Below are 24369 nucleotides of genomic sequence, written 5' to 3' on the forward strand. Positions count from 1 at the left end.
TTGTGCACAAATAAAAAGTCTGATCCTGCCGCGTTCCATACGCTAACGGGATCAGACTTTTTACAATTCAGGGAAAAGCTTGTCCATAGGAAGTTTGCTTGCAATACTAGAATTTCCCTCTCTGATTCTCACCGAATAAATGAACGACATCGACAAAAGGCGCAATTCGGTTCATCAACCGCTGTCCTTTGTGTGCCTCCTCCCCATCCTTGCTCGTGAAGCTCAGATGCTGTTCAAGCCCGTCGAGCGGGTAGTTCGACGTATAGAAGGTCGGCAGCCGGTTCATCCGGAAATTCAGAATGGAACCGAGGACATGATCCCGAACCCACGGATTCAAATTCTCCGCTCCGATATCGTCAAAGATCAGCAGATCGCAATGCTTCATCGTCTCCACCATGTCCTTCAGCTTCTGTCCGTCCTGCATCATGGTCTTCAGATCTTCCACAAAATCAGGCATATACACGATAACGCCCGAATGGCCCGCTTTCGCGAGCTCATGCATCAGGTAGCCCATCAGGTAGGTCTTACCCGTACCAAACGAACCGGTGAGATACAGGCCGCGCGGGGACAAGCCATTCTCCTTCGTATCCCGGATGTATTTAAAGACCTGGTGCACCGCCGGTGCCCGCAAGCGGTCCTTCGCCATAATCTCCATGTTGTCATAACCTTCGTTCAAGGCATGCTCATCGACATAAAAGCTGCGAATCCGTTTTTTGATCTGATCCTCATTAGTTTTCGCAATCTGCAGGGAACACGGCGCCTTCCGCTCATAGATCTCCACGGTTCCGTTCATCCGCTGGATATCCAGCTTGCTGAAATGTCCCTGGAAATCATTCGGACACCGGTCCAGACCGGGACACTCCTTGCAGTGGGCCTGATCTCCCGCATATTGATACAGTTTGCTTAAATTCAATCGTATGACCCGATCATCGATCTCCGGGTATTCGCTCCGCAATGCTTGAATCAGAGGATTCCTAAGCAAATCCTCCGTAATCTGCTCCGTTCTGCGCCGGAGCGCAGGACTTTTCATGCTTTCCAGCAGTTCACCAAGGGACTCCATCTCTTGTTCCCTCCTCTCTTCAGCAGGATTTCTTTATCCGCCCTTCTTGTTGCCAGCCTGCATTTCTGCCGCAAATCGCATCATTTCTTCGAATTCCTCATCCGATACGGCCTCCGCCTGATCGGACTCCAGAGCCACTGGAATTTCCGGCTTCACCTTTCCGCCTTTAGCGTATGTACGCGTACGTTGGGTGGTTGCCTTCTGCTTGCCTTTCATCTTGGCTTGATCACGTATATACTGAACAGCTTTCTCATAGCTGTTAATCTGCTTCAGCAGCATATTGGAAGCAATGGCCTCCACGAAATTACGGTTGATGCGCTGCTCGCCGCCTGCGGCCATGAGTGACATTAAATAATGAATGAGCACGTTGATGACTTCACCCGGCAGCTTATAGCTCAGGTCGATCTTTTCGAAGATGTCCAGGAACTGCGCTGGGACCGAGCCCGGAAAGAAGGTCTGCAGCAGCCGGGTATAAGGCTCGTTGCGGAGCATCATATTATATTGGTGAATATCGCATTTCGATTGGAACTGGGCAGGAACTTCTACATAGTATTCCATCTCTACCGCATGCTCCTGTGCAGGCTCTTCCGGATCGGCCGTCATCTCCTGATGCAAGGCAACGACCTTGCCCGCGGTAATCTGCCGCTTCTCCTGCATCTTCATTCCCTGCCTAAAGTGAAGACTGGCCTTGTGCTGCAGATCATCCAGCACGACCTCGCCATGCTCGGTAAATATGCCGTCCTCGTCCAGCAGGCGGCACAAATCCTGCGTGCTGAGATCGTATTTGCGCACCACGTAATTCACAATGCCCATCTGTTCATGGTCGTAGCGAAGACGCTCCACAAAGACCCGATTGCGGGATTCACGCGGGAAACGGAGAATAATGTCCGCATAGTTCAGACCCTCTCCTTGCGGATTTGGCGGCACCACTGACTTCCGTGACACCGCGACCTCTTCCAGCGCTTGCTCCAGTTCATAATCAATGACATGCGTGTTCAGCTCAAAAATATCATAAAAGGGAACCGAAATGTTCTCCTTGTTGAAGGAAATACCGGACCATTCAAGGGGTTCCTTGCTCCAGAGCTCTTCTCTTAGCGACAAAACAGCGAATTTCCCCACCTTGTCGCGAAGCAGCAGCGTCAGATGCTGGGTGTTGAAGAACTCCGCTGGACTGAGCGGTGCTTGCAGCTCATATTCATAGATATGGTCGTCCGTTTCCGGGACAAACATCCGGCTTGTCTGCAGTAAACCTACCGCTTCCAGCTTGGAGGTTTGCTCGATGAGAAAGCGGCGTCCTTTTTCACTAGGCTCAAGCCCTAATGTCAAAAATAATCTTCGCTGCTGTTCAATAGCCGAGTAACCCACCTTCTCCACCGGCACATGCGATACAAGAAGACGGTACAGACTGATCGCAAACGCACCAACCATCGGTTGATATATCGAACCAAGCATTTTGTCATCCAGGCCGCTTAAGCAGAAGTCACGGTATACGCAGTAACGGTGGTTCTCGGTAAAATGTAAAAAATTAGTCATGCGCATCGTTTATGCTCCCCCTGTCGCCCAAAAATAGACTTCCTCTATTCTATCATAAATCCGTCGTTTCGAAGTCGGTTCTTTCGCATCAAAAATTCTGGAATTCGTGCGCCCGCCATTTCCATGCTTCCACAAATAATAAATGACGGCCCCCAGGTATTGCAGAGCCGCCATCAACACTACATTCAATTTGCGCCACGCGCGTTAAAACATTCTAAAGCCTTTAATACGCAATGTCTTAATGGTCCATCCGCTCATGTAGGCACCAATCAGACCTGCAACTCCCGTTAAGTAATCCACCAATTGGAATGATCCGACGTGAGTCCAAAACGACATTTGGCCCCGATCCCACAAGCTGTATACAACGACCGGCAAAATGACAATCACAAACAGATAGCAAGGAAACCAGGTCGTCTTCATCAACATATTTAGGATAAAACCGATACCGAACATCATGACAAAAAACAAAATCATCAGCACGAGCACAGGAATAAATTGAAGCATGATCGCTGTTTTCACCTCTTCTTTATCACCTACGCGTAGCAGCTATTCTACTTTATTGCAGCAAGAAACAGCACACCAAGCTTTAGCTAATAGCTAGTTTACTAAAAATAATGTCACAGATCAACGAACAATCGTGAAATCATTGTGTCGGCGTTTGCCCTTCCGACTGCGCTTACAGTACAATATAGGAAGTTAATGCAAGCGGCCATCCGCTTCTATAATAACGAACATAACGTTTAGGAGTGATCACATGAACGAAGCTGCAATGACGCTTGAGGGCTGGTATGCGCTGCATGATTTCCGCACCATCAATTGGCCGGCCTGGAAAGCTGCAGATGAAGAAGTACGTGCTTTTGCGCTGGACGAGCTGAATGCGTTCCTCGAGGAATGGGATGCCGTCGAAGCTGCCCAGAAAGGCAGTACCGCTGTATATACCATCGTCGGTCAGAAAGCCGATTTCGTATTCATGCTTTTGCGCGAGACGCTGGAAGAGCTGAACGCGATTGAGAACGCCTTTAACAAAACAACGTTCGCCCAGTTCACCACCAAGGCTTATTCGTATGTAAGCATTGTCGAGCTGAGCAACTACCTGGCTGGCTCCTCCGACGAGGATCCGATGCAGAATCCGCATGTCATTGCCCGTCTGAAGCCGGCTCTGCCAAAATCGAAGCATATTTGCTTCTATCCGATGAACAAAAAGCGGGATTTGTCAGACAACTGGTACATGCTGAGCATGGATGAACGCAAATCCATGATGAAGAGCCATGGGATGATTGGCCGTGGATATGCCGGCAAGGTCAAACAGATCATCACCGGTTCCGTTGGATTCGACGATTGGGAATGGGGCGTAACCCTGTTCAGTGACGACGCGCTTCAGTTCAAGAAGCTCGTGTACGAAATGAGATTTGACGAGGTAAGTGCGCGTTTCGGCGAGTTTGGTCCGTTCTATGTCGGCAACCTGCTCGATCAGGCTTCGTTTACAGATTTAATGAAGGTATAATTCCTTCTGCACATAAAAAGGATGTACAAAATATCCCCACAAAGTGGAGCCTATGCTACGATGTTTATTCCAAATACTTTGCGGGGACCCCAAAAAACTTATAATGTCAAAAAAGGGATGCTCTCTTCCATGAGAGCATCCCTTCTTCTATTACTCACTGTCGTCCATATCTTGCTCTTGCTTGCGCAAGGTTTCAAGATATTCAGCCGTCGCCCGGTCCCGGGCACGTCCCTTATCCTTGAGCCGCTCAATTGCAGGAAGTATGAGAATGTCGACCTCCTGCTGAATGGTGTAAGCCAGATCGTACCGCTCTTGCGACTCCAAATAGGAACCGACCTCCATCAGCGCGTTATAACGATCCAGCTCATCTCTTGTGAGCAGCCCCCGTACTTGAACGCTGCAGTGTCTCATTTATAGAAACCTACCTTTTTTCAGGACGAGCGGAATCCCTCCAATAATGAAGAGGTAGCGCAGATCAACCAATTTTTTCAGCTGAGCCGCTCTCCATCCCTGATATTTCTTATCGCCGACAACCGCAATGCCTTCGCCCCGGCCGAGGGAAGCAACCGTGCCTTTATTGTGGAACTCGAATTTGCGCATGGACTTGTCCCGAATCGCGGCAACGATATTTTGGGCACAACACACGCCCTGCTGCATCGCCATTTGAGCGGTCGGCGGATAAGGTCTGCCTTCCTCATTAAAAATCAGGGAGTTATCGCCGATAATATAAATGTTCTCATATCCGGGAGCGCGCAAATATTCATCCACCTTGACGCGGCCTCTCATCGTTTCGAAACCGGCTGCTTCCACCAGACGGTTCCCACGGATGCCGCCGGTCCATACCACCGTTGCCGCCCGGATCTCTTCACCATTGTTCAGAACGACTCCGCCTGGGAGGCATTCCTTGATCGCAATGCCCATCTTGAAGGTAACGCCTTTCTTCTCAAGAACGTTCATGGCGTACTCCACCAGCTCCGGTGCAAACCCAGGTAACGCGGCAGGCGCGGCTTCAACATTATAGATATTCACCAGCGTCGGATCCACATCATATTCCTTGCACAGTCTCGGAATGCGGTCCGCCAGCTCGGCTACAAACTCGATGCCGCTGAATCCGGCCCCGCCAACCACAAAGTTAATGCGCTCTTGCGGTCTGCGCTCATTTTTATATAAAGCAAATTGATACTCAATATGCTCACGAATCAATCGTACCGAGTTGATGCTTCGGATCGTCATCGCATGCTCTGCGAGTCCTGGAATGCCAAAGGTTTCCGGCTCTCCGCCGAGTCCAATGACAAGATAGTCATAGGATAACGTTCCATCTTCAAGAATAACCTTCTTATCGTGAAGGCGGATTTCCTGAACCGAGGATTTGACCAGGTCGATTTTGAATTCGTCTATCAACTTGGAAATGGATACCCGGGTGTTCTCAATGCTGTCTGTTCCTGCTGCCGGCATATGCAAATGCGTTGTAATATAATGATAATCATGGCGATTCACCAATGTAACATCGGCCTCATTATAATTCAGCTCTTTTTGCAGCCGCTGCGCTGTCAATATGCCCCCGTAACCCGCGCCAAGGATTACGATCTTCGGTATGCTGCTCATTCTATTGCTCCTTCCAGCTTACTCTTTATATATACAGTATGGTACACATGTTAACATTCTGTGAAAATGCATCCAAAAAAAGAGAAGAGCCCTTATCAGAGCCCGTTTCATCATTTGACCTGAAGGTTCATTAAGGTTCAAAAACAGCTGAAACACTAAGTTTCCTTACTGCTGCTGCAGTTGATAATATATGGGACTACCCTGTAATGAACGCAAGTTATCACGTTAATCATATGCATAAACCATGCAAATATCAAGAAATTTTTTGCCATATAATGTGCAAATAATTCCGCCATTTACCCCCTTACTTACTAAGTAAGCGCATCCATTCCAATGTTAGGTATTTTAACTCAATTCTCGTCTTTTCATGCCGGTTCGGGACGATTATAATAGGTAAGGAATTCATGAATCAGCTTTATCCGGACAAGAACGTCTGTCTGATTCGAATATAAACTCATTTTATGGAGGTGCTTACCGCATGACAACGATGCCACAAGACAGCAATATGACGGATCTTTTGATTATCGGTGGCGGACCTGCAGGTATGTTTGCTGCTTTTTACGGCGGAATGCGCCAAGCTTCGGTAAAACTTATCGAGAGCATGCCTCAGCTTGGAGGCCAATTGGCTGCGCTGTATCCTGAGAAATATATTTATGACGTAGCAGGCTTTCCGAAAGTAACCGCTCAAGAGCTTGTGAACAATCTGTCTGCCCAAATGGAGCTCTTTAAAACGGACATTCGTCTTGAAGAGAAAGTACAGGCTGTGGAAAAACTCGAAGAACGTCATTTTGTCGTAAAAACGAATCTGGGTGAACACCACGCCAAAGCTGTCATCATTACAGCCGGTGTTGGAGCGTTCCAACCCCGTCGACTGGAGATTGAAGGGGCAGAAGCATACGAAAAGTCCAACCTTCATTATTTCGTCAACGATCTTAGCCGCTTTAAAGGTAAGAAGGTTCTCATCAGCGGCGGCGGCGACTCTGCGGTAGACTGGGCGCTCATGATCGAGCCGATCGCCGAGCAGGTTACACTGGTTCATCGCCGTGACAAATTCCGTGCCCATGAGCATAGTGTTGAACAACTGATGGCATCGAAGGTGAACATCATTACGCCAACCGAGATCACCGAATTGCATGGTGAAGATACCATTACGAAGGTTACGCTTTCGCATATTAAGACCAAAGAGACGCAAGAGATTGAAGTGGACGATGTCATTGTCAATTTCGGGTTTGTGTCCTCCCTCGGTCCGATCTCCGAATGGGGCATCGCCATCGAAAGCAACTCCATTGTGGTGGATTCCCGTATGGAAACAAGTATCCCGGGTATTTTTGCAGCCGGCGACATCACCACCTATCCGGGCAAGGTCAAACTGATCGCTGTTGGATTTGGCGAAGCACCTACCGCTGTAAACAATGCCAAGGTTTACTTCGATCCTGAGGCCAGATTGGCTCCGGGCCACAGCAGTAATATGAAATTGTAAGGGCTGTTCGGATTTTAACTTCATATACATCTATATCCATAGAAAAAAAGGTATCTTCATTCCGAGGGGGTATGCACCGCCCCGGAATCGAAGATACCTTTTCTATTCTTCAAACCATATGTAGAACTTGGTTGAAAGCTCCCACATTATATACGTATCATGTCGTAAGTTATCTATTCTATATACGAAAAATCTGATTAATGCAGGATGCTGCCGGAATCGGTGTCCAAGTTCCGTTTATGAATTTCGGCTAGCAGTAGAGTGATGAACTCTCGCTCCAACTTCAACTCAATAGCCATATGATAGGAATCGAGAAGCATCTCATCCGTCAACATAGCCACCCCTCTCACACCCCTTCCTCAAATTTCCTGAATCTATCATATCAGACATGCCAAAACGGAACAACTGTTCGCTTATCCACAACCTCTTGTGGAAATCCTGTGTATAATTTGTTGGTAAGTGTAAAAAACAGGGTCATATCAAAGTGGATTATGGGGATAAATGTTATACACAGGATATGGGGAAAATCTACTATAAAAAAAATTGATCAATTATAATATCGGTAGATTATGGTTATTTTTTTATTACCCTATTAAAAAATCATATAAACGGCTATATTTGAGAATATTAATCAAAAATTCAGCTTGGTCTTGTATTAACCTCCAAAATCCAAATCTTGCCCTCGTTGTCTAATCCATAATCAAATCCCAGTTCGCCGATCCCTGGAAAACGGGATTCCAGTATTCCTATGCACTGTCTGGTTACTTGGCGCATTTCATTGCGCTTTTCCCTCGCATTAATATGGGGCAGTGACAGCCGGAGTGCGTGACCACAACGAAGTAGCGTTCCCCCTTTACAAATATTCGTCACAAAAAGCCCTGGGCTCGCGAGCCGCCCAAGCATGGCCCGGAATTCCCATCTCCCTCGATCCTTGACTACCTTTACCCGGTAATCCAGCGGACGTCCCTGTATTTTAGCCAAATGAATACCCTGCTGTATCAAGTAACGCCGTCTCAGTCTCATTCTGCTCAGTACATATAACAGGGAATTCAATGTATCTACATGAACAGTACGCCTCTTATGGGTTACCAAGTATCCCGTTCCGTCTTTCTGTATTCGGATGACTCCGTTACCACCGGTTCCTACAATCGGCTTGATCACGACCATTTCGTGTTCGGCCAGCATTGAGACCAGGGTATCCCCTCCATACGACTGAGTAGCCGGAATGTAGGGAGCAACCTGCGGATCGGTCAGCAGCGCTTCCGTTTTCAGCCACTTGCTGGCCAGTTGTCTTCCCGCCATGCTGCTTTCGCCTCCTTTTATTCATGACATACGTTATCCTATTCCCCTATCCGCACTTTGTCTTGGATGATTGTCCGTGATGGTATGCCTAATAATTGGGGTTCTTGCGCCTCAAGGCAGCCTCCCTTTGCAAATGGTGTGATCTATCGTATAGTAAGAACAGAGCTTTGTCCGTAATAAATCCATCACCTTGGAGAACGATAAAGGAGGCTTTTTCACCTTGGCAGCATTGTTTGAAGTTTTATACTGGATCGCCATTGTCGGCATGTCGATTGCCCTTGCAGCCGTAACCGTTCTTATCTTTGCCATGGGCTTCAAGTTCATCAAAGACAAGCGCCGAGGACTCGGAGCGGGCTGCATCGTATTTTCGCTTGTGGCCGCCGGCATGATCGTGCTGATGCTGAACGATACCTTCTTCTTCCCGGTCTGAATAGGAAGAACCCAAAAAAGCAGCCCTCCCTTTTCGCGGAGTTGGCTGCTTTTTTGGGTTCATTTGGCTATGCGGATGTTCCCGATAACGCAAAAAAGACCTCTGCGACAAGATTGTCGGGAGAGGTCTTTAACTGTTGGACACAGGCTTTAACCCTCGAGAGAGTCCTTATTACCTTATTAGCAAGGCTCCTCGTTCGGTTTGCCCGCATCCGTTGCTGTACGGAATGACGAACCACAGCCGCACGTTACGGTGGCGTTCGGATTGTGGATGGTGAAGCCGCCAGTCATGCCGGATTCCTCGAAGTCGATTTCAAGACCGTTCAGGTATTTCAGATCGTCCTTCTCAACAACGACCTTCATATCCTGCAGATCCATATATACGTCAGCTTCCGTTTCATTATCGTCAAAGCCCATTGCATATGAAAAACCACTGCAACCGCCGGCAGTGACACCCAGTCGAAGGAACATATTGGGCGTTTCCTGTTCAGCAAGCATTTCTTTCAAACGTTCTGCAGCTGAGTCGCTGATTGTAATCATAGGTCACCCTCCTTTTCGTTCACTCCTTAAGTATACTCCTCTTCGCGAATTCGCTCAAGGTTGTTATGATGGCTTTTGATATGTAATGAATAACCTATTTTCAATTCCTCTATTTGTATTGCTACCCCGCGGGGTCAGGTTTATAATAGGGAAGGAACATGGGCGGCAACTGTTGGATAATTGTCACATCCCTCAGCTAAAAAGCGGCAAAGGTTATGGCTGGTCCACAGTTGTATATTTTTTCACAAACTTATTTAATTATTCAGCCCATTATTGATGTTTGTTGTTATACCACTATGAACGGACCGTTCCCTTAGGGGAGTGATTCACTTTATGATCGCTTTTCTGCAGAATCTTCTAAGCAGATCAAGTGTGAACAGGAGGATTGAACATGTCCACAATTGTGACACCATTTACCGATCAGAGAATGGCCGAGATCGTTGCGAAAGTCCAAAGCGGCGAACGCCTGAATCTTGAAGACGGTGTGTATTTGTACCAAACCGATGACCTGCTGACCCTCGGGCAGCTGGCTAATGAAGCAAATTTGCGCAAGAACGGGAAAAAAGTTTACTTCATTGAGAACATGAGTCTCTATTTCACGAATGTATGCGAATCCTACTGCGCTTTTTGCAATTTCCGGAAAGATCAAGGCGAGGAAGGCTCCTATACCCTTTCCGGCGCTGAGATGATTGAGTATGTCGAGCAGCATATTCATCCCGGCATTCGTGAATTTCACATCGTTGGCGGACATAATAACCATGTGCCGTTCCAGTACTATGTAGATTCCCTGAAGGCATTGAACGAGCGTTTCCCGGAAGTAACGCTAAAAGCCTATACGGCAGCAGAGATTGAATTCTTCACGCGCATTAGCGGACTTAGCACAAAGGAAGTGCTCCAGGAACTGCAGAAAGCAGGTCTTCAATCCTTAACAGGCGGCGGCGCCGAGATTCTGTCTGACCAATATCGTCAAAAGATGAAAGTGGACAAAGCGAACGTGGATCAATACCTCGACGTTCACCGTACCGCGCATAAGCTTGGCATGAAGACACACACCACCATGCTGTACGGATCGATCGAGAGCCACGAGGACCGGATCCGCCATATGCTGCAAATTCGGGATCTTCAAGATGAAACGAACGGATTCATGGTATTCATTCCCCTATCCATGCAGCCGAAGAATAAGAATGCAGGCATCATGCGCCGCAATTCGGCCTACGAAGATTTGAAAACCATTGCCATCAGCCGTTTGATGCTCGATAATATCGATCACATCAAAGCGTACTTCATTAATATCGGGGCGCAATTAACTCAAGTTGCTCTCAGCTTCGGCGCTTCCGACGTCCATGGTACGATCCTCAAGGAACGTATCAGCCATGCTGCAGGAGCCCTAACACCGGAAGGACTGACACGCAAGGAGCTCGTCTGGCTCATCCAAGGCGCAGGCCGGATTCCGGTTGAACGCGATACCTTCTACAACGAGATCAAGGTTTACGAATAAATCTTACCAGCATGGATTTAAGCAAACGAGAGACGTTCCAAAAAACGGAAAACAGGTTAAAGAGATAATATAGCGTGGGTAACCTAAGCCGCTTCTAGCGGCGTTTTTCTTGCGAATCGGCGCTCACCTTCTTATCTCTTGAGAAAGGAAGAAATTTATGAAAAAGCTCGTCATTCTCGGCGGAGGCTATGGTGGTCTTGCCCTAATTCAAGAATTATTCAGCGGCTATCTTCCTCCGGACGTGGAGGTCGTGCTCATCGACCGCATGCCATACCAAGGACTCAAAACCGAATATTACGCGCTGGCAGCAGGCACCGTGGCCGATACCGCCGTTCGTGTTAAATTCCCGGTGTATGACCGCCTCCAAATTGTATATGGTGAAGTCACATCCATTGATCTAGAGAAGAGGCTTGTTAACCTGACGAACAACGATCCCGTGGAATACGATCAACTCGCCATTGCTCTGGGATGTACGGACCGTTATCATGGAGTACCGGGCGCTGAAGAATTCACGTTCAGCCTGCAATCTTTCTCTGCATCCCGGGAAACCTATTTGCACCTGAACAACCTCAGACCTTATGGTCATGTTCATATCATTGGCGGAGGCTTAAGCGGCATCGAGCTCGCTGCCGATCTTCGTGAAAGCCGGCCTGACCTTAATATCGCCATCTTGGACCGAGGACAACGGGTACTTTCTTCTTTTCCTAACCGTTTGTCTGCTTATATTCACCGCTGGTTTGAGGAACACCATGTGGATATCCACAGCGGCGTTTCCGTATCCCGAGTTGAGAAGGACGCCGTGTACAATCTGGATGTGCCTATCGCAACCGACCTAGCTGTATGGACGGCGGGTATTCAGCCCGTAAAGGTCGTACAGGATCTGGATCTGCCAAAAGACCGCAGCGGACGCATTCTGCTGAACGAGTGGTATCAGGTTCCGTCCCATCCGGAAGTGTACGTGATCGGCGACTGCGCCAGCCTCCCGTTTGTCCCAAGCGCCCAAGCGGCTGGGGCTCAAGCCGAGCAAGTGGGACATGTCATGAAGGCATTATGGCGGGATGATACGCCAAAGGTATCTCCGCTGAAGCTCAAGGGAACCCTCGGCTCCCTTGGCAAACATGCAGGCTTTGGACTCATGGGCAGCACTTCGGTGCTGGGCCGGGTACCAAGGATATTGAAGAGCGGCGTTCTCTGGAAATCCAAGCGTCACTACTAGCACTGAGCAGGCTGCAGTCGCTTTTTAGAGCCTTACGGAATATGCCAGGGATCGGGCGTCAGCTTTCCTCTTCGCAGTCCTGAAAGCTTTCCAGTTTGGCTTTGACAACGTCAAGCAGCTCTTCAGCCGTGGGGGCCTCGACCCATTCGCCATCCACATAAGCGAAGGGCATCAGGTAGCACTGGCCGCAGCTGGTCAGGCAGCCATATTCGATGACTTGACAATCGTACTTGGCTTCAAGCGTCTGTAGAACTTTATCCGTGCCGAAATAGGAATTGCTTGTGCAAAACTCAATGATTATGGACATTGTGATTAGACCTGCCTTAAGATTGGCATTTTATTTTGCCGGTTTATGTACTATAATATAGGGAGGAAAGGAGTTGAACAAGATGAGTGAAAACACGCAAACCACTGTATATGATGAAGTGGCTGAAGTGCTTGATAAACTTCGTCCGTTCCTGCAGCGCGACGGCGGTGACGTGGAACTGGTTGACGTTGAAGACGGCATCGTTAAGCTGAAATTGATGGGTGCATGCGGTAGCTGCCCTAGCTCCACCATTACTCTGAAGGCAGGGATTGAACGCGCCCTGGTTGAAGAAGTAGAAGGCATTCAAGAAGTAGTTCAAGTATTCTAAATCTTCTTTAACTATAAAGAGTCTTGGTTTCCCTCGTGGAACCAAGACTCTTTTTTTGAGATAAAAGAATGAATAAGTTTTCAGCGAAGCGTAAGCCATTCTTTAATCGCATTTATATGTTTTGGGGTCCCCGCAAAGTATTTGGAATAAGCATCGAAGCATAGACTCCACTTTGTGGGGTTATTGTATGTTATTCCGGCTTAATCAACGGGCGGATCGGGTCCAGCCCACCGGATATATCCATGATATTGCCGGTAATGAAATCCGAATTATCCAGGCATAAATATTCGATCACCCTGGCGATGTCCTCCCCGCTTCCCGATCGTCCGCGCGGGGTCAGCCCATCTTGAATGCCGGATACTTCATCGATGGTCTTCTCTTTATTGGCTCCGCGGATGTCCCCCGGACAGATCATATTCACGGTGATTCCATACGGCGCTTCTTCCACCGCAAGCGTCTTCGTAAAGGAGACCAGGCCCACTTTAGCAGCCGCATAGGCTGAACGCTGAGGCCACGCGCGGGCTTCTCCCGCATGTCCGAATCCAAAGTGGATGATGCGTCCCCACTTTTTCTCCCGCATCGCAGGCAGAACGCGGTGGTCCAGCAGCATGACGCCGGTTAAATTGCCATTCACCATATGAACGATTTCGTCGCGGCTGTACTCTGAGAACAGACGACGCTCCCGAATGAACGGGCCTGCGTTGTTCACCAGGATATCGACGCTTCCCAACTGCTCCTCCGTCTGATCCACCAATGAATACAGCTCACGCTCGCTGGCGATATCGGCTTTAATCGCAATAGACTTCACGCCAAACCCCTCGATTTCACGGGAGAGCGCCTCCGCTTCATCCTTGCTGTTTACATAATTTATAGCCAAATGACATCCCTGCCGAGCTAACGACAGCGCCGTCATTTTCCCCAAACCTGTCGCACTGCCTGTAATCAGCGCCACTTTTCCCTTCAAGGCTTTCCCTCCTCAGATGGATATCCTTCCTTCAGTATAAAAGATTTGATAAGGCCTAACAACTTGCAACCCGGCATAGATGGTCGCCACACAAAAAAAGAAAGGGCTTATCCATAAAGACCCACGGTCTTTTGGATAACGCCCTCTCTTCACGGATACGATGAACTAATCTACAGCATCATCGAGCCTTGGTGCTCGAATTAGAATGCCGGAATTACAGCACCTTTGTACTCTTCTTCGATAAAGGTCTTCACGTCCTCGGAAGTCAGTGCCTTCGCCAATTTTTGAATGGCGTCGGAATCCTTGTTATCCGGACGAGCTACCAGCAGGTTGGCATAAGGGTTCTCTTTGTCTTCGATAAAGAGCGCATCCTTTGTTGGGTCCAGTCCCGCTTCAAGCGCGTAGTTCGTGTTGATGACAGCTAGATCCAGCTCATCCAACATACGCGGCAGCATGGCGGCTTCAACTTCCTTGAACTCCAGGTTCTTCGGATTTTCCACGATATCCTTAGCGGTAGCTTCAAGCTTGGTTTCATCTTGCAGCTTAATTACGCCATTCTTGGACAGCAGAGTCAACGCACGGCCTGCATTCGAAGGATCATTCGGGATTGCTACAACTGCTCCATCCTTCAGCTCATCCGCAGATTTAATCGTTTTGGAGTAAGCACCCAGCGGCTCCACATGCACCGCGATCACGGATTCAAGATTTAATTTACGCTCTTTGATTTCGTTATCCAGGTAAGGCTTGTGCTGGAAGAAATTCGCGTCGATTTCTTTGGAGTCCACTTGCGTATTTGGCAGAACATAATCCGTGAATTCCACGATTTCCAGGTTAACGCCCTCTTTTTCAAGCGCTGGTTTAACATGCTCCAAAATTTTGGCGTGCGGTGAAGGCGAAGCGCCTACTTTCAAGGTTACGGTTTCTTGAGCGCCGCCTCCTGTTGTTCCCCCTGGCTCAGCTGCTTTATCCGCAGGCTTGCTGCCGCACGCAGCCAGCACCGTAACCAATGTCAAGCTGATCAATGCCAATGTCCATTTCTTCATTCTAAAAACTCTCCCTCCGAAAATTTATTATTTTTTATATTGTCTTCCTTGATGCCTCATCCATCCCGTTATTTTCTTGTAAAATGTCGGACCAGACGATCTCCTGCCATTTGCAGCAGCTGTACCAGCACAATCATTAATACGACGGCCAGAATCATGATCTCGGTCTCATAACGGTAATACCCATACTTGATGGCCAAATCTCCTAAACCGCCGCCGCCGACTTGACCGGACATCGCGGTATACGATACCAGGGTTACAATCGTGATGGTCATCCCAGCCAGCAAGCCCGGACGAGCCTCCGGGAGGAGAACCCTCCATATGATCTGGCCTGTCGAGGAGCCCATGGCATGAGCCGCTTCAATGACCCCTTTGTCCACCTCATTCAAGGCGGTTTCCACGAGTCTGGCGAAGAATGGCGCCGCGCCTATCACGAGCGGTGGAATGGTTCCCAGCACGCCATACGAAACACCCACAAGCGATTTCGTAATCGGGATCATCGCAACGATCAGGATAATGAACGGAATCGAACGCAGGATGTTCACAATGAACGACAGGATCGAGTAACCGAAGCGTACGAGGCCAGATGTGGATCTAGCGGCCATGTAGAGCAGCACGCCAATCGGCAGACCGATAATGAAGCTGAACAATGCCGATGCCCCCAGCATCCGAAGGCTATCCAAGGTTGCCGTCCATATTTCTTTCCAGTCGATCTGGGTAAAATCGAGTTCGAACATTAATGAATCACCTCCACGTCTAATCCTTGTTCAAGCAGCTTCCGGATCGTATCTTCAATGGCGCCCTCTTCCCCTTCGAAACGGACAATGAGCTGGCCGTACGGCGTTTCTTTGATTGTGGAAATCGTGCCCTGTAGAATCGCAAAATTCACGCCCGTCTCATGGACGGTATGGGACAGAATCGATTCGTACGTTTTCGATCCAAGGAACGTAATCTGCACCGCCCTTGAAGGTCCGTTCGTCTGGCCCTGAATGGCCAGACGGAAAGCTTCGCCGCTGTCCATCTCCTGACGGATAAATTCCTGGGTCACTTCATGTTTCGGCTTCAGGAACACTTCCGTTACCGGCCCTTGCTCCACAATGCCGCCCTGATGAATGACGGCGACCTTGTCGCATATGCTCTGAATCACATGCATCTCATGGGTAATCAGCACGATCGTTAGATGAAACTTTTTGTTAATGTCCAGCAGCAAGCGCAGGATCGAATCCGTGGTCTGCGGATCAAGCGCCGAAGTCGCTTCGTCGCACAGCAGTACTTCCGGATCGCTTGCGAGCGCTCTGGCTATACCGACCCGCTGCTTCTGACCGCCTGATAGCTGAGACGGGTATTTATCCCGATGCGCCTCCAAGCCGACCAAAGCCAGCAGTTCGGATACTTTGCGTTCCATTTCCGCCTTCGGCGTCTTGGCCAGACGGAGCGGAAACGCAATGTTATCGTACACGCTAGCGGAAGACAGCAGGTTAAAGTGCTGAAAAATCATGCCGATTTTGCGGCGTTCCGCCTGAAGCTGCTTCTTGCCAAGCAACGTTAAGTTCTTACCGTTCACCCACACCTCGCCCGAGGTGGGTCGCTCCAACAAATTGATACAACGGATCAATGTACTTTTACCTGCACCGGAGTGTCCGATCACTCCGAAAATTTCTCCTTTTTCAATCGACAAATCCAATTCGGACAACGCAGTTGTTAAGGTTCGGGCTTTTCCGTACTGCTTCGTCAATTGCTTGAGCTCAATCAATCCGATAATCCTCCTTTTTCCGTAGCTTCATATCTATTTACCCAAAAGAAAAGAGCCTCTTTTTGTAGAATCAAAAAGGGCCCTCTTTACGTAAAAGTCAACGCCTTTTCTCATCTGTCAAAGCCAAAGGATATCCTGTAGCTTTGAAGGAATTAGCACCATGTCACTCCATGCGTCATTGCGTTAAGCAATTACACGCTGGAGTCGGTTGCCGGGCTTCATCGGGCCTGTCCCTCCGCCTCTCTCGATAAGAAAACATCGATATGAAATTTTTCCGATTAATTTGATCTGATTTAATAACATTTAATGAATGCAATAGTTAGTATAGATTCTTTTCAGGTTTTTGTCAAAAGGAATTTCATGGCGATTTTGTGCCTATGCCCTGACTCCATTTTTCGCCCAAAGCTCGTTAGTATATTTATACGAAGCCACCAGACTCCGGCATACCATATCAACGCCCTGTTTGAGATCGTCCAGGTGCTGATCGATATCCTCCAGCTCGATCTTGTCCGACAGCCCTTGATGACGCTGCCATAAATCATCCTGCATCTCGGAATTCATGTAATGGATTTCGGCGTTGCGCCGTTTCCGAAGCGAGTTCAGCGGCGTCTTGTAACGATCCTTGATCGCTTCCAGCTCTTTGGCCAGCTCTCCGTGGGCCTTCAGGAATTTAAACTGCCGCAGGACCGTAAAATATGAGAAATGCGCCTTCACCTTAGAGGTATGAAGATCGTACAAATCGTTCAGCACCGTCCCCAGCTTGTCAAGGATCGAGAATACGCGTATGAAGCCGTTTTTGTAAAAATACACATACCGTTGATATTCCCCTTGCTCCTGAATCGACATGTCATCGATGTAACCCGATTGGATCGATTGACTGAAATGTCTGGCCGCATTCCAGCTCTGTTCCAGCTCATCCAGGGAAACAATCAACCCCCGGGTCCAAATCTCAAGCTTGCGAAAGTCATGCGTCGGATCCTGATTTTTCTCCATTTCCTTCTGCAGCAGCCGGGTTGTTTGGACCATCGACTCGATGGCTTCCTCAAGCAGGCCGTTATTTTGCCGGGGCTGTTCCCCAAGTAACATACGAAGCATGGCGGTACCCCCTCGCGTCATCAGATTAACCTTGGTTCTTGGATCGCTATTTGCCAAAATCGTGATTCCACCGCGTTTCAACCGTCTTCACGATATCCTCACGCGGGAATAGCTCATCCCGGGTATCCCGGTTTCATTCGTGCATCAATGACCAGAGGATTGTTCTTATAGGATGCCCCCGAAACGACCAGACAACCCCCACAGAATGGAGCGACTTGAGATATCCCCGGGATATCGCCTTCGTCATAACAGTGGCGACAGCTTGCGAATCGAATGGCCCATTCCCGTAAGCACCACCTTACTGCGATGATTAAGTTCGCCACCTGTATAGTCCATGTGATGTCTCAATAAATATAACCTAATCCGTTGCCGGATCAAACCTTTTCAATACTGCGTCCAGCGTCTAGGTGATATCGGACAGGTCGAGCGGATGGTTTGATTATCATCGACTCCCCTCCTCACTATACAACAAAGCCCTCGAACGCTGGTTCGGGGACTTTGCATAAACGATGTTGCCTTAAATTCGATCTTTTTGTTTAATCATTTTCGCTTCTTTTTTATACAATCTTTTCACGAGACATGCTATGATCCGGTCGCATTTCAGCTCTAACCGGCTTGCTGAGCTGCCATACCCTGACACTTAAATAACAGAGTACGCCGAATAAGGCCGAGATCAGCAGTGTATGTCCCAGTGCGGAGAATACGTAAACCTCCTCGTTATGCATCGTTGCCATAATGAGGGCACCGCTAAACACTTGCAGCAAGCAGAGCACGGTTGCCGAGATGCCCAGCATTTGTATCTCCCGGTTGTCGCGGTTACGCCAATATGCAAAATGCCCCATCACCGCAACCACGATCAGCAGCAGAAGCGCTGCCACCCGGTGCATAAAGGCGATGCCGACCCCACCGCCCAGTTCCGGGATCACTTCCCCGTTACACAGCGGCCAGCCCGAGCAACCTTCTCTAGAATCGGTGTGGCTGACGAATGCACCAATATAAACGACGATGTAGCTATACAGGGTTGTACCCCAGACTAAATTGCGGAAACCCTTGCTTACCCGAGGCAGACGTTCCAAGTCTGCGGGCCCCTTCGCCTGTTCTACCCGCCGCATACCCAGAGCCAGCATGACGGAGCTAGCAAAAGCAATCAGCGAGAAGCCAAAATGCAGCGCCATAATCGCAGCCGATTGAGGCTTAACCACCGCAAGCGCACCCATGATCGCTTGCACTACAACGAATACCGAGGTCCCGATAACATAAGCCATCAAATCCCGGCGATCCCGCTTGTACTTCCAGAACGCAATCAGCGAAGCCAGCGCGGCCAACCCCGCCATTCCGCTGACAGCCCGGTGGGAATACTCAATCATGGAGGATACCGTGTAAGCGGGAACAAATTTACCGTTACACAGCGGCCATTCCTGGCCGCAACCGAGGCCCGAATCCGTCTTTGTCACAACCATGCCCCCGAACGTCGCGCAGAACATAATTAAGCATGTTATGTAACTCAGCCATTTTAATTGTTTATCATTCACTTATCTCACCTGCTGCTCATAATCATTCACTATTTAAACCTTTACAGGATCGCATCGTACACAGCCCACATTTCATTATACCTGATTCTACCGCTACGGTCACTTGAGCGATTGTGACAAAATGTTCAAAAATGAGAAGAACCTTCATGATACAGGTACTTGACTTCTTCACCCTACCTCTAACTGATATGTAAAACAACACCGCCGCCAGTTATAGATCAAGGCGGCGGTGCTATAGTCACTCTTACTTATGAATCGTACTGTATACGTCCACGGCACGCTGCAGGAAATCTTCAATCTCCTGGCGCGATTTGCGGAGTTTGTTAACGTAGCGAACCAGCTCGCGTCCATCGGAATATGCAACAAAGCTAGGGATACCCATAATATTTTGCTGCTGACTCACGTCACCGACAGCATCGACGTCAACCTCTACCAGAGTCAATTGGTTTGAGAACTTTGTCTCAACCTCCGGCATGAATGGATCGATAAACTTGCAATCGCCGCACCAGTCTGCTTTAAATACGGCAACAGTCAGTCGCGGAGACTGGATTGCAACCTGAAATTCTGCTTCTGAAGTGATTTTTTCCATTGATTATCTCCCCTTTACGTCGAGTTCCTTCACCCTTAGTGAATCAAAATGTTGAGTGGAAGTCAAATTTTAGAGCATACTGACATTATGATGCTCACAGGCTGGGATTAACCATCAGAAAGTGCAGGTGACCCCCGAATGCACTCGAATGGAGTCAATGATAATAAAAACCGGGGCAAGGATGTATGGTCATGGACGGCAGCTATTCCGCAAGCCCTGACCGAATCCTGGTCGGGGATGATCGCATCATGGCGATTCTCCTTAAAGCTCCGGACAAGCAGACACGAATTGCGTTGGGACTACACAGCCGTTAGAACAATTCGCAGGCAGCTCAAGGACATCCTCTCCTCCCATCCCTATCTGCAGCAGAGCGTCTCCTCGTTTCCGCTCCCTTCCATGCAAGGGTATAGCGATATTCGGATTCATGAGCCCGGTGCAGATGTTCAGCTATTTCCAGAAGAGCAGGAGTTGATTCATCATATTCAAGAGGCCACAGCTGCAGCCAACCGGAGTAACGTGACCCGTACGCAAGCCTATTGGGACTGCTATGTATCACATCCTGAGCTGCATTGGGCCTTTCTGGCCCACATGGTATCGCGTAATGCCGGGTGGAATATGAGTGATCTGAAGGGTGGATTGATGTCGGATCTTATGGATCCGACATTTAAGAACAACCTGTATCGCTTCCTGGAGCGCTGCAATGCACTGATCTTCCAGGACGCCTACCCCCAGCTTCTGCTCTATATACACAGTCGAAAAAAAGGTAAGTCCCTATTTCATTTGCTCCCCCACTTTCATGTTTCATCGTTCATGACACCGTTCTGGGAGCAGTTCTGGCAGGATCAGAGCAGTTCGCTGCTTACGGTGGCCCTCATCATTAATGAGCAGAACTATATTGAGGGGCGCGTGGCGAGACAACCTTTTTACCAACAGCATATTCTACAGGATCCCTTCTTTCGGATGCATGAGCTGACCCGGTTGAATCAAATCGTGTTTCCGCTGGGTCAAGTCCATAGAACAGAGTCGGGCGCAAGCCCTGCCCAGAAGCCCCTATCCCCAGCCAGGCCGCTGGCCGGACTTACCATACCCAAGTTTGACAACCTCTCCATTCGGATCAAGGCAGGCCGTTCGCTGTATGCTTTATTGTTTGGATATGAGGAGATATACCACGCCGTGCTGGCATTCGCACGATCCACCAAGCATCAGGGATCGCGCGCCGAATATTGGCCGGCCTTATTTACGCCGACGCTTAAGCAAGCCATGAATCATGGCCACGCGGGATCTGACCTCATCACATCAGAATGGCTGCCCGATGGCCGTCGTTTGTACAGCCCTTATCTTGAGGAGATCTGGGAGGATGAGACCCCCGAGCCGATTCCCCGGTACGACTGGTATCAGGGCCGCGCGATGTTTAGGCATATCCGTAAACCGTTACGGCCGCTGCTGCCGGATATCACCCATGCCCATCGGGCCGCTCTGGAGAAAACCTCCATCGTGCATGATGTGTCTGATCAGTTCCATCGGCATTAAAATGGAAAGAGACCGTCCCGATACTACAAGGATGGTCTCTGTTCGGTTCTATTCACACGATAAGTGAAACTAAGTATATGTTTTTATCCCCGCTTCCTCATTCGTGCAGGCTGCAGTCTCATAAGCGGACGGAACACTTTCTGCAAAAGGCGCGGGTAACTGCTCAGCTCCGATTGCCGCAATACGCCAAACACCACCAGCAGGACAAGATATATAATGACCACGGCCACGCCTACAACCAGGCAAGTCAGCAGGAAGGCCAACCGTGCCGGCATGATATCGACCATTTGAATACCGGCCAGATTCAGGCCATATCCAATTCCTCCGGCGGCAATCACCGTCAACAAGAAGCCCGTCCAGCGTTTGCCCAGGATGGAGAAGGATACAATCGCTTTAATCGATCTTATATTCAGTATCGTAATAACAAGGAAACAGAGCGCCGTGCTCCCTATGATCCCGTAGATACCAAAGAACGGAGCAAGCAGGAAGCTGGCTGCTAGCTTGATCGCAACCCCGATCATCACGTGAATCATCGAGAGTTTGGCCTTGCCGATTCCAAGAAGAATGGAATTTGTAGTCATCATCGTGATCTGGAAAATCGTACCGAACGTCAGAAATCCAATAATCCCGCTGCCGCCCAAGGAACTAAACAGCAAACCATTAATGGAATAGGATGCCACGCATAGCGCAATCACCATCGGCATGCCCGTCAATATGGCTATACGCATAGCCAGCGATACTTGCTGTTCCAAATGCTCCTGATCCTTCTTCGCAAATGCCGCAGAGATGATCGGAATGAGCGAGGTGCTGAGAGCAATGGCTAGAATCGGCGGAATCCCCGCCACGCTTTGAGCCCGGTTTCCCAGCACCGCGAGGGCTGCGGTCGCCTGATCCAGACCAATCTGCCCGATCAACAGCGGCTTCACTATGGAGCTGTCAATGAAGTTAACAGCCGGAACCGCCAGGGAAGACAGCACAATCGGTATAGACAGCGTGAATATATCCCGGTATATCCCACCAAGCGGAATAGTACGGTCTGCTGCCGGCATTTTGAGCTCACGATCACTTCGGCGAAGTTTTACCGTAAAGTACAGCATGACTGCAAATGCGCCGATACTGCCGAGTACGCCACCGAAGGAAGCTCCGGCCGCAATCCAGGTATCGTCGTACCCCATCCGCAGCAGCACATAGGCCAAGCCGATGGCTGTCAGAACCCGTGCAATCTGCTCGATGATCTGCGATATGCCGCCAGCTGTCATGTTATTACGTCCCTGGAAGTATCCTCGCATCATCGCGATGGCCGGAAACAGCAGCAGCGCTGGGGCGAGTGCCTGAATGGCAGCGGCTGCCTCCGGCTGCTTAGAGATATGGGTAGCATAATAAGGAGCTCCAAAATAAAGCAGCAGCGTCATGACAACTCCCGCTACCCCAGCAAAAATAAGTGCAGCGTGATAAACACGCCGAGCCTCCGCAGGCTTATTTAATGCATGACGTTCTGATACCATTTTGCTGAGTGTGCTGGGAATGCCTGCCGTTGCTACCGTTAACAGCATTAAATATACGTTATTGGCGATCGTAAATGAGGCATCCCCTATATCGTTCAGCATATGCTCCAGCGGCACCCGCTGGACAAGACCCAGCACGCGGGCTACCAGAGCAGCAGCGGCCAAGATGATCGTGCCTTTAATAAATGACTCTTTCTTTGACAAAACCGTACCCTTCTTTCTCCTCCAAAGCGCCTCTTACAGCGATTCCTAAGCGTCTATTAGAAAATCCAAATGAAGAAAATAATAATCATCGCGAGCTGTAAAATAATCTTCACCACAATGCTGCTGAACAAGCCAATGACCGATCCGAAACCAACCTTCATGGATTTGCTCGGTCCCGAGCCTGCCAGCATTTCACCCAGAAATGCCCCGAGGAATGGTCCAATTATCAATCCAAAAGCGGGAATAACGAACGGTCCGATAATCAGTCCGATGGTGCTGCCCCATATCGAGGCTTTGGAACCACCGAGTTTCTTAACTCCCCAGGCGTTAACCGCATAATCGGCAATGAAGAGCACCACCAGAATGATCGTCTGAATAATCCAGAACCATGCATTGTAATGCTCAAATGTAAAGAACCAGCCGTAAACAAACAGCGCCAGGTAAATGGCGATAACCCCTGGCAGAATAGGATAAATCGCCCCGGCCATCCCAATGATAAACAGAGCGATGACAATAATCCAGCCCAATATGTCCATCAACATCTCACCCTTCGATCAAAATATGATCCCTGATGACCTCAACGATGCCGTCCTCATTGTTGCTGGAAACCACAAGGTCCGCTTCATCCTTTACCGTCTGCTGCGCATTGCCCATAGCCACGCCGAGGCCGGCTTGCTGAATCACAGCCAGGTCGTTCAGGCTGTCACCTACGGCTACGACTTCGGACATGCTAATTCCGAGCAGCTCGCACACCTGTCCGATTCCGGTCGCTTTGTTAACGCCCTGCGGATTGATTTCCAGGTTATCCGGCGAGGAGTTCGTGATCTCCAATCCGCCCATATCCTGCAGGCGCATCAGAATGTTGTGGCGTACCTCATGATCATTCGTGGTGTAACCAAACTTCAGCCACTCCTGATTCGCGACATCGCCGATCCAGTTCTCAGAGGTATACAATCTTTCTACAGAATACGCCCAGAACCATGATCCGGTTTCAATGGCGAGTGCGTGCATTTCCTCCACAAGCTTGCTGTCGAGCAGCGCCCGGCGGTGCAATTCATATGGCGCACGCCATACCTCGCCGCCGTTCACCGTTACCATCGGTGTCGTCAGTTCAAGCTGCTTGGCATACGGACAGGCATCCTGAAACGGACGACCTGTCGAGAGGCAGACGTGAATGCCGTGCCGTACCGCTTCCTTGATCCACTTCACCGTTTCCTCCGACACCTCATGATCGTCCCGCAGCAGCGTACCGTCCATATCCAGTGCCAACAACCGATATTTATATTTCATGGTACTAACCCCCTTACGAATCATCAGCAAACATAACGACATTTTACCACAAAAGGCAGGGT

26 protein-coding genes and 1 riboswitch are annotated in these 24369 nt (G+C 49.3%); of the genes, 7 read left to right on the forward strand and 19 right to left on the reverse strand.

From position 1 onward, the window contains the following. Window positions 1–106 precede the first annotated feature (106 nt). From dnaI to CRG97_RS27825, 3 genes are all read right to left on the reverse strand, one after another. Window positions 107–1060, reverse strand: a complete 954-nt coding sequence (gene dnaI / locus CRG97_RS27815) for a primosomal protein DnaI (protein ID WP_098748861.1) — start codon at window positions 1058–1060, stop codon at window positions 107–109. A gap of 33 nt (window positions 1061–1093) precedes the next feature. After that, window positions 1094–2599 (reverse strand): replication initiation and membrane attachment family protein, encoded by a 1506-nt coding sequence (locus CRG97_RS27820; protein WP_076324833.1) that lies wholly within the window; start codon window positions 2597–2599, stop codon window positions 1094–1096. A 198-nt stretch (window positions 2600–2797) separates the two neighbouring features. Next, window positions 2798–3097, reverse strand: coding sequence for a YuiB family protein (locus CRG97_RS27825; protein ID WP_202619015.1), 300 nt, complete (start codon window positions 3095–3097; stop codon window positions 2798–2800). 250 nt (window positions 3098–3347) lie between these two features. Here CRG97_RS27825 and hemQ point away from each other — a divergent pair, with 250 nt between their 5' ends. Then, complete coding sequence (gene hemQ, locus CRG97_RS27830; protein WP_098748863.1) at window positions 3348–4097, forward strand: hydrogen peroxide-dependent heme synthase; 750 nt, start codon at window positions 3348–3350, stop codon at window positions 4095–4097. 150 nt (window positions 4098–4247) lie between these two features. On the opposite strand, the gene CRG97_RS27835 is transcribed toward hemQ, so the two are convergent. Both CRG97_RS27835 and CRG97_RS27840 read right to left on the reverse strand, forming a co-directional pair. After that, complete coding sequence (locus CRG97_RS27835) at window positions 4248–4508, reverse strand: hypothetical protein (protein ID WP_098748864.1); 261 nt, start codon at window positions 4506–4508, stop codon at window positions 4248–4250. Then, the gene (locus CRG97_RS27840) at window positions 4509–5702 is read right to left on the reverse strand and encodes an NAD(P)/FAD-dependent oxidoreductase (protein ID WP_098748865.1); all 1194 of its coding nucleotides are present in this window, start codon (window positions 5700–5702) and stop codon (window positions 4509–4511) included. A gap of 478 nt (window positions 5703–6180) precedes the next feature. On the opposite strand from CRG97_RS27840, the gene CRG97_RS27845 reads away from it, so the two are divergent. After that, window positions 6181–7182: an NAD(P)/FAD-dependent oxidoreductase gene (locus tag CRG97_RS27845; RefSeq protein ID WP_076324837.1), complete on the forward strand. Its 1002-nt coding sequence runs from the start codon at window positions 6181–6183 to the stop codon at window positions 7180–7182. Between the two features lie 197 nt (window positions 7183–7379). Here CRG97_RS27845 and sda read toward each other — a convergent pair whose 3' ends face one another. Together sda and CRG97_RS27855 are read right to left on the reverse strand one after the other, a co-directional pair. After that, window positions 7380–7523, reverse strand: coding sequence for a sporulation histidine kinase inhibitor Sda (gene sda / locus CRG97_RS27850; RefSeq protein WP_098748866.1), 144 nt, complete (start codon window positions 7521–7523; stop codon window positions 7380–7382). A gap of 298 nt (window positions 7524–7821) precedes the next feature. Continuing rightward, window positions 7822–8484: a YheC/YheD family protein gene (locus CRG97_RS27855; RefSeq protein ID WP_098748867.1), complete on the reverse strand. Its 663-nt coding sequence runs from the start codon at window positions 8482–8484 to the stop codon at window positions 7822–7824. A gap of 220 nt (window positions 8485–8704) precedes the next feature. On the opposite strand from CRG97_RS27855, the gene CRG97_RS27860 reads away from it, so the two are divergent. Then, the gene (locus CRG97_RS27860; protein ID WP_098748868.1) at window positions 8705–8914 is read left to right on the forward strand and encodes a hypothetical protein; all 210 of its coding nucleotides are present in this window, start codon (window positions 8705–8707) and stop codon (window positions 8912–8914) included. Between the two features lie 179 nt (window positions 8915–9093). Here the strand turns inward: CRG97_RS27860 and CRG97_RS27865 are convergent, their stop codons facing one another. Further along, on the reverse strand, window positions 9094–9453 hold the full coding sequence (locus CRG97_RS27865) for a HesB/IscA family protein (RefSeq protein ID WP_076324840.1): 360 nt from the start codon (window positions 9451–9453) through the stop codon (window positions 9094–9096). 391 nt (window positions 9454–9844) lie between these two features. On the opposite strand from CRG97_RS27865, the gene mqnE reads away from it, so the two are divergent. Next, window positions 9845–10951, forward strand: coding sequence for an aminofutalosine synthase MqnE (gene mqnE, locus CRG97_RS27870; RefSeq protein WP_098748869.1), 1107 nt, complete (start codon window positions 9845–9847; stop codon window positions 10949–10951). Window positions 10952–11108: 157 nt separating this feature from the next. After that, complete coding sequence (locus tag CRG97_RS27875; protein WP_098748870.1) at window positions 11109–12167, forward strand: NAD(P)/FAD-dependent oxidoreductase; 1059 nt, start codon at window positions 11109–11111, stop codon at window positions 12165–12167. Between the two features lie 58 nt (window positions 12168–12225). Here CRG97_RS27875 and CRG97_RS27880 read toward each other — a convergent pair whose 3' ends face one another. Continuing rightward, window positions 12226–12474, reverse strand: coding sequence for a YuzB family protein (locus CRG97_RS27880; RefSeq protein WP_098748871.1), 249 nt, complete (start codon window positions 12472–12474; stop codon window positions 12226–12228). 82 nt (window positions 12475–12556) lie between these two features. On the opposite strand from CRG97_RS27880, the gene CRG97_RS27885 reads away from it, so the two are divergent. After that, window positions 12557–12802 (forward strand): NifU family protein, encoded by a 246-nt coding sequence (locus CRG97_RS27885; RefSeq protein WP_006212609.1) that lies wholly within the window; start codon window positions 12557–12559, stop codon window positions 12800–12802. A 190-nt stretch (window positions 12803–12992) separates the two neighbouring features. Here the strand turns inward: CRG97_RS27885 and CRG97_RS27890 are convergent, their stop codons facing one another. The 7 genes from CRG97_RS27890 to CRG97_RS27925 form a co-directional block, all read right to left on the reverse strand. Further along, complete coding sequence (locus CRG97_RS27890) at window positions 12993–13766, reverse strand: SDR family oxidoreductase (RefSeq protein WP_076324844.1); 774 nt, start codon at window positions 13764–13766, stop codon at window positions 12993–12995. Window positions 13767–13966: 200 nt separating this feature from the next. After that, window positions 13967–14809, reverse strand: a complete 843-nt coding sequence (locus CRG97_RS27895; RefSeq protein ID WP_098748872.1) for a MetQ/NlpA family ABC transporter substrate-binding protein — start codon at window positions 14807–14809, stop codon at window positions 13967–13969. Window positions 14810–14877: 68 nt separating this feature from the next. Beyond that, a complete protein-coding gene (locus tag CRG97_RS27900; RefSeq protein ID WP_098748873.1) occupies window positions 14878–15546 on the reverse strand; it encodes a methionine ABC transporter permease in 669 nt (222 codons plus the stop codon). Beyond that, window positions 15546–16562, reverse strand: a complete 1017-nt coding sequence (locus tag CRG97_RS27905; protein ID WP_098748874.1) for a methionine ABC transporter ATP-binding protein — start codon at window positions 16560–16562, stop codon at window positions 15546–15548. Before CRG97_RS27905 ends, CRG97_RS27900 begins: the two co-directional genes overlap by 1 nt. A gap of 107 nt (window positions 16563–16669) precedes the next feature. Then, window positions 16670–16816: riboswitch (SAM riboswitch) on the reverse strand. A gap of 121 nt (window positions 16817–16937) precedes the next feature. Then, window positions 16938–17657 carry a Cthe_2314 family HEPN domain-containing protein gene (locus CRG97_RS27910; RefSeq protein WP_098748875.1) on the reverse strand — a complete coding sequence of 240 codons (720 nt, stop codon included), beginning with the start codon at window positions 17655–17657 and terminating at the stop codon, window positions 16938–16940. Between the two features lie 557 nt (window positions 17658–18214). After that, window positions 18215–19189 (reverse strand): COX15/CtaA family protein, encoded by a 975-nt coding sequence (locus CRG97_RS27920; protein ID WP_098748876.1) that lies wholly within the window; start codon window positions 19187–19189, stop codon window positions 18215–18217. A gap of 244 nt (window positions 19190–19433) precedes the next feature. Continuing rightward, window positions 19434–19778, reverse strand: a complete 345-nt coding sequence (locus CRG97_RS27925) for a thioredoxin family protein (protein ID WP_076324850.1) — start codon at window positions 19776–19778, stop codon at window positions 19434–19436. 138 nt (window positions 19779–19916) lie between these two features. On the opposite strand from CRG97_RS27925, the gene CRG97_RS27930 reads away from it, so the two are divergent. Then, a complete protein-coding gene (locus CRG97_RS27930; RefSeq protein WP_098748877.1) occupies window positions 19917–21308 on the forward strand; it encodes a DUF2515 family protein in 1392 nt (463 codons plus the stop codon). An 83-nt stretch (window positions 21309–21391) separates the two neighbouring features. Here the strand turns inward: CRG97_RS27930 and CRG97_RS27935 are convergent, their stop codons facing one another. Genes CRG97_RS27935 through CRG97_RS27945 form a run of 3 tightly spaced genes read right to left on the reverse strand, consistent with a single transcriptional unit; the run spans window position 21392 to window position 24307 of the window. Next, window positions 21392–23017, reverse strand: coding sequence for a putative polysaccharide biosynthesis protein (locus CRG97_RS27935; protein ID WP_098748878.1), 1626 nt, complete (start codon window positions 23015–23017; stop codon window positions 21392–21394). A gap of 56 nt (window positions 23018–23073) precedes the next feature. Continuing rightward, window positions 23074–23553, reverse strand: a complete 480-nt coding sequence (locus CRG97_RS27940) for a DUF456 domain-containing protein (RefSeq protein WP_098748914.1) — start codon at window positions 23551–23553, stop codon at window positions 23074–23076. A gap of 7 nt (window positions 23554–23560) precedes the next feature. Then, entirely contained in the window at window positions 23561–24307 is a 747-nt protein-coding gene (locus tag CRG97_RS27945; RefSeq protein ID WP_098748879.1) for a Cof-type HAD-IIB family hydrolase, read from the reverse strand. Window positions 24308–24369: the final 62 nt, after the last annotated feature.

Origin of the sequence: Paenibacillus sp. EZ-K15 (genome assembly GCF_002573715.1) — a bacterium.
Classification (GTDB): domain Bacteria; phylum Bacillota; class Bacilli; order Paenibacillales; family Paenibacillaceae; genus Paenibacillus_AQ.

Coding starts and splice junctions, on each gene's coding strand:
- dnaI (WP_098748861.1), bottom strand. CDS start 1,060: ATGGAGTCCCTTGGTGAACTGCTGGAAAGCATGAAAAGTCCTGCGCTC.
- CRG97_RS27820 (WP_076324833.1), bottom strand. CDS start 2,599: ATGCGCATGACTAATTTTTTACATTTTACCGAGAACCACCGTTACTGC.
- CRG97_RS27825 (WP_202619015.1), bottom strand. CDS start 3,097: ATGCTTCAATTTATTCCTGTGCTCGTGCTGATGATTTTGTTTTTTGTC.
- hemQ (WP_098748863.1), top strand. CDS start 3,348: ATGAACGAAGCTGCAATGACGCTTGAGGGCTGGTATGCGCTGCATGAT.
- CRG97_RS27835 (WP_098748864.1), bottom strand. CDS start 4,508: ATGAGACACTGCAGCGTTCAAGTACGGGGGCTGCTCACAAGAGATGAG.
- CRG97_RS27840 (WP_098748865.1), bottom strand. CDS start 5,702: ATGAGCAGCATACCGAAGATCGTAATCCTTGGCGCGGGTTACGGGGGC.
- CRG97_RS27845 (WP_076324837.1), top strand. CDS start 6,181: ATGACAACGATGCCACAAGACAGCAATATGACGGATCTTTTGATTATC.
- CRG97_RS27855 (WP_098748867.1), bottom strand. CDS start 8,484: ATGGCGGGAAGACAACTGGCCAGCAAGTGGCTGAAAACGGAAGCGCTG.
- CRG97_RS27865 (WP_076324840.1), bottom strand. CDS start 9,453: ATGATTACAATCAGCGACTCAGCTGCAGAACGTTTGAAAGAAATGCTT.
- mqnE (WP_098748869.1), top strand. CDS start 9,845: ATGTCCACAATTGTGACACCATTTACCGATCAGAGAATGGCCGAGATC.
- CRG97_RS27875 (WP_098748870.1), top strand. CDS start 11,109: ATGAAAAAGCTCGTCATTCTCGGCGGAGGCTATGGTGGTCTTGCCCTA.
- CRG97_RS27880 (WP_098748871.1), bottom strand. CDS start 12,474: ATGTCCATAATCATTGAGTTTTGCACAAGCAATTCCTATTTCGGCACG.
- CRG97_RS27885 (WP_006212609.1), top strand. CDS start 12,557: ATGAGTGAAAACACGCAAACCACTGTATATGATGAAGTGGCTGAAGTG.
- CRG97_RS27895 (WP_098748872.1), bottom strand. CDS start 14,809: ATGAAGAAATGGACATTGGCATTGATCAGCTTGACATTGGTTACGGTG.
- CRG97_RS27900 (WP_098748873.1), bottom strand. CDS start 15,546: ATGTTCGAACTCGATTTTACCCAGATCGACTGGAAAGAAATATGGACG.
- CRG97_RS27910 (WP_098748875.1), bottom strand. CDS start 17,657: ATGCTTCGTATGTTACTTGGGGAACAGCCCCGGCAAAATAACGGCCTG.
- CRG97_RS27925 (WP_076324850.1), bottom strand. CDS start 19,778: ATGGAAAAAATCACTTCAGAAGCAGAATTTCAGGTTGCAATCCAGTCT.
- CRG97_RS27930 (WP_098748877.1), top strand. CDS start 19,917: ATGCACTCGAATGGAGTCAATGATAATAAAAACCGGGGCAAGGATGTA.
- CRG97_RS27940 (WP_098748914.1), bottom strand. CDS start 23,553: ATGGACATATTGGGCTGGATTATTGTCATCGCTCTGTTTATCATTGGG.
- CRG97_RS27945 (WP_098748879.1), bottom strand. CDS start 24,307: ATGAAATATAAATATCGGTTGTTGGCACTGGATATGGACGGTACGCTG.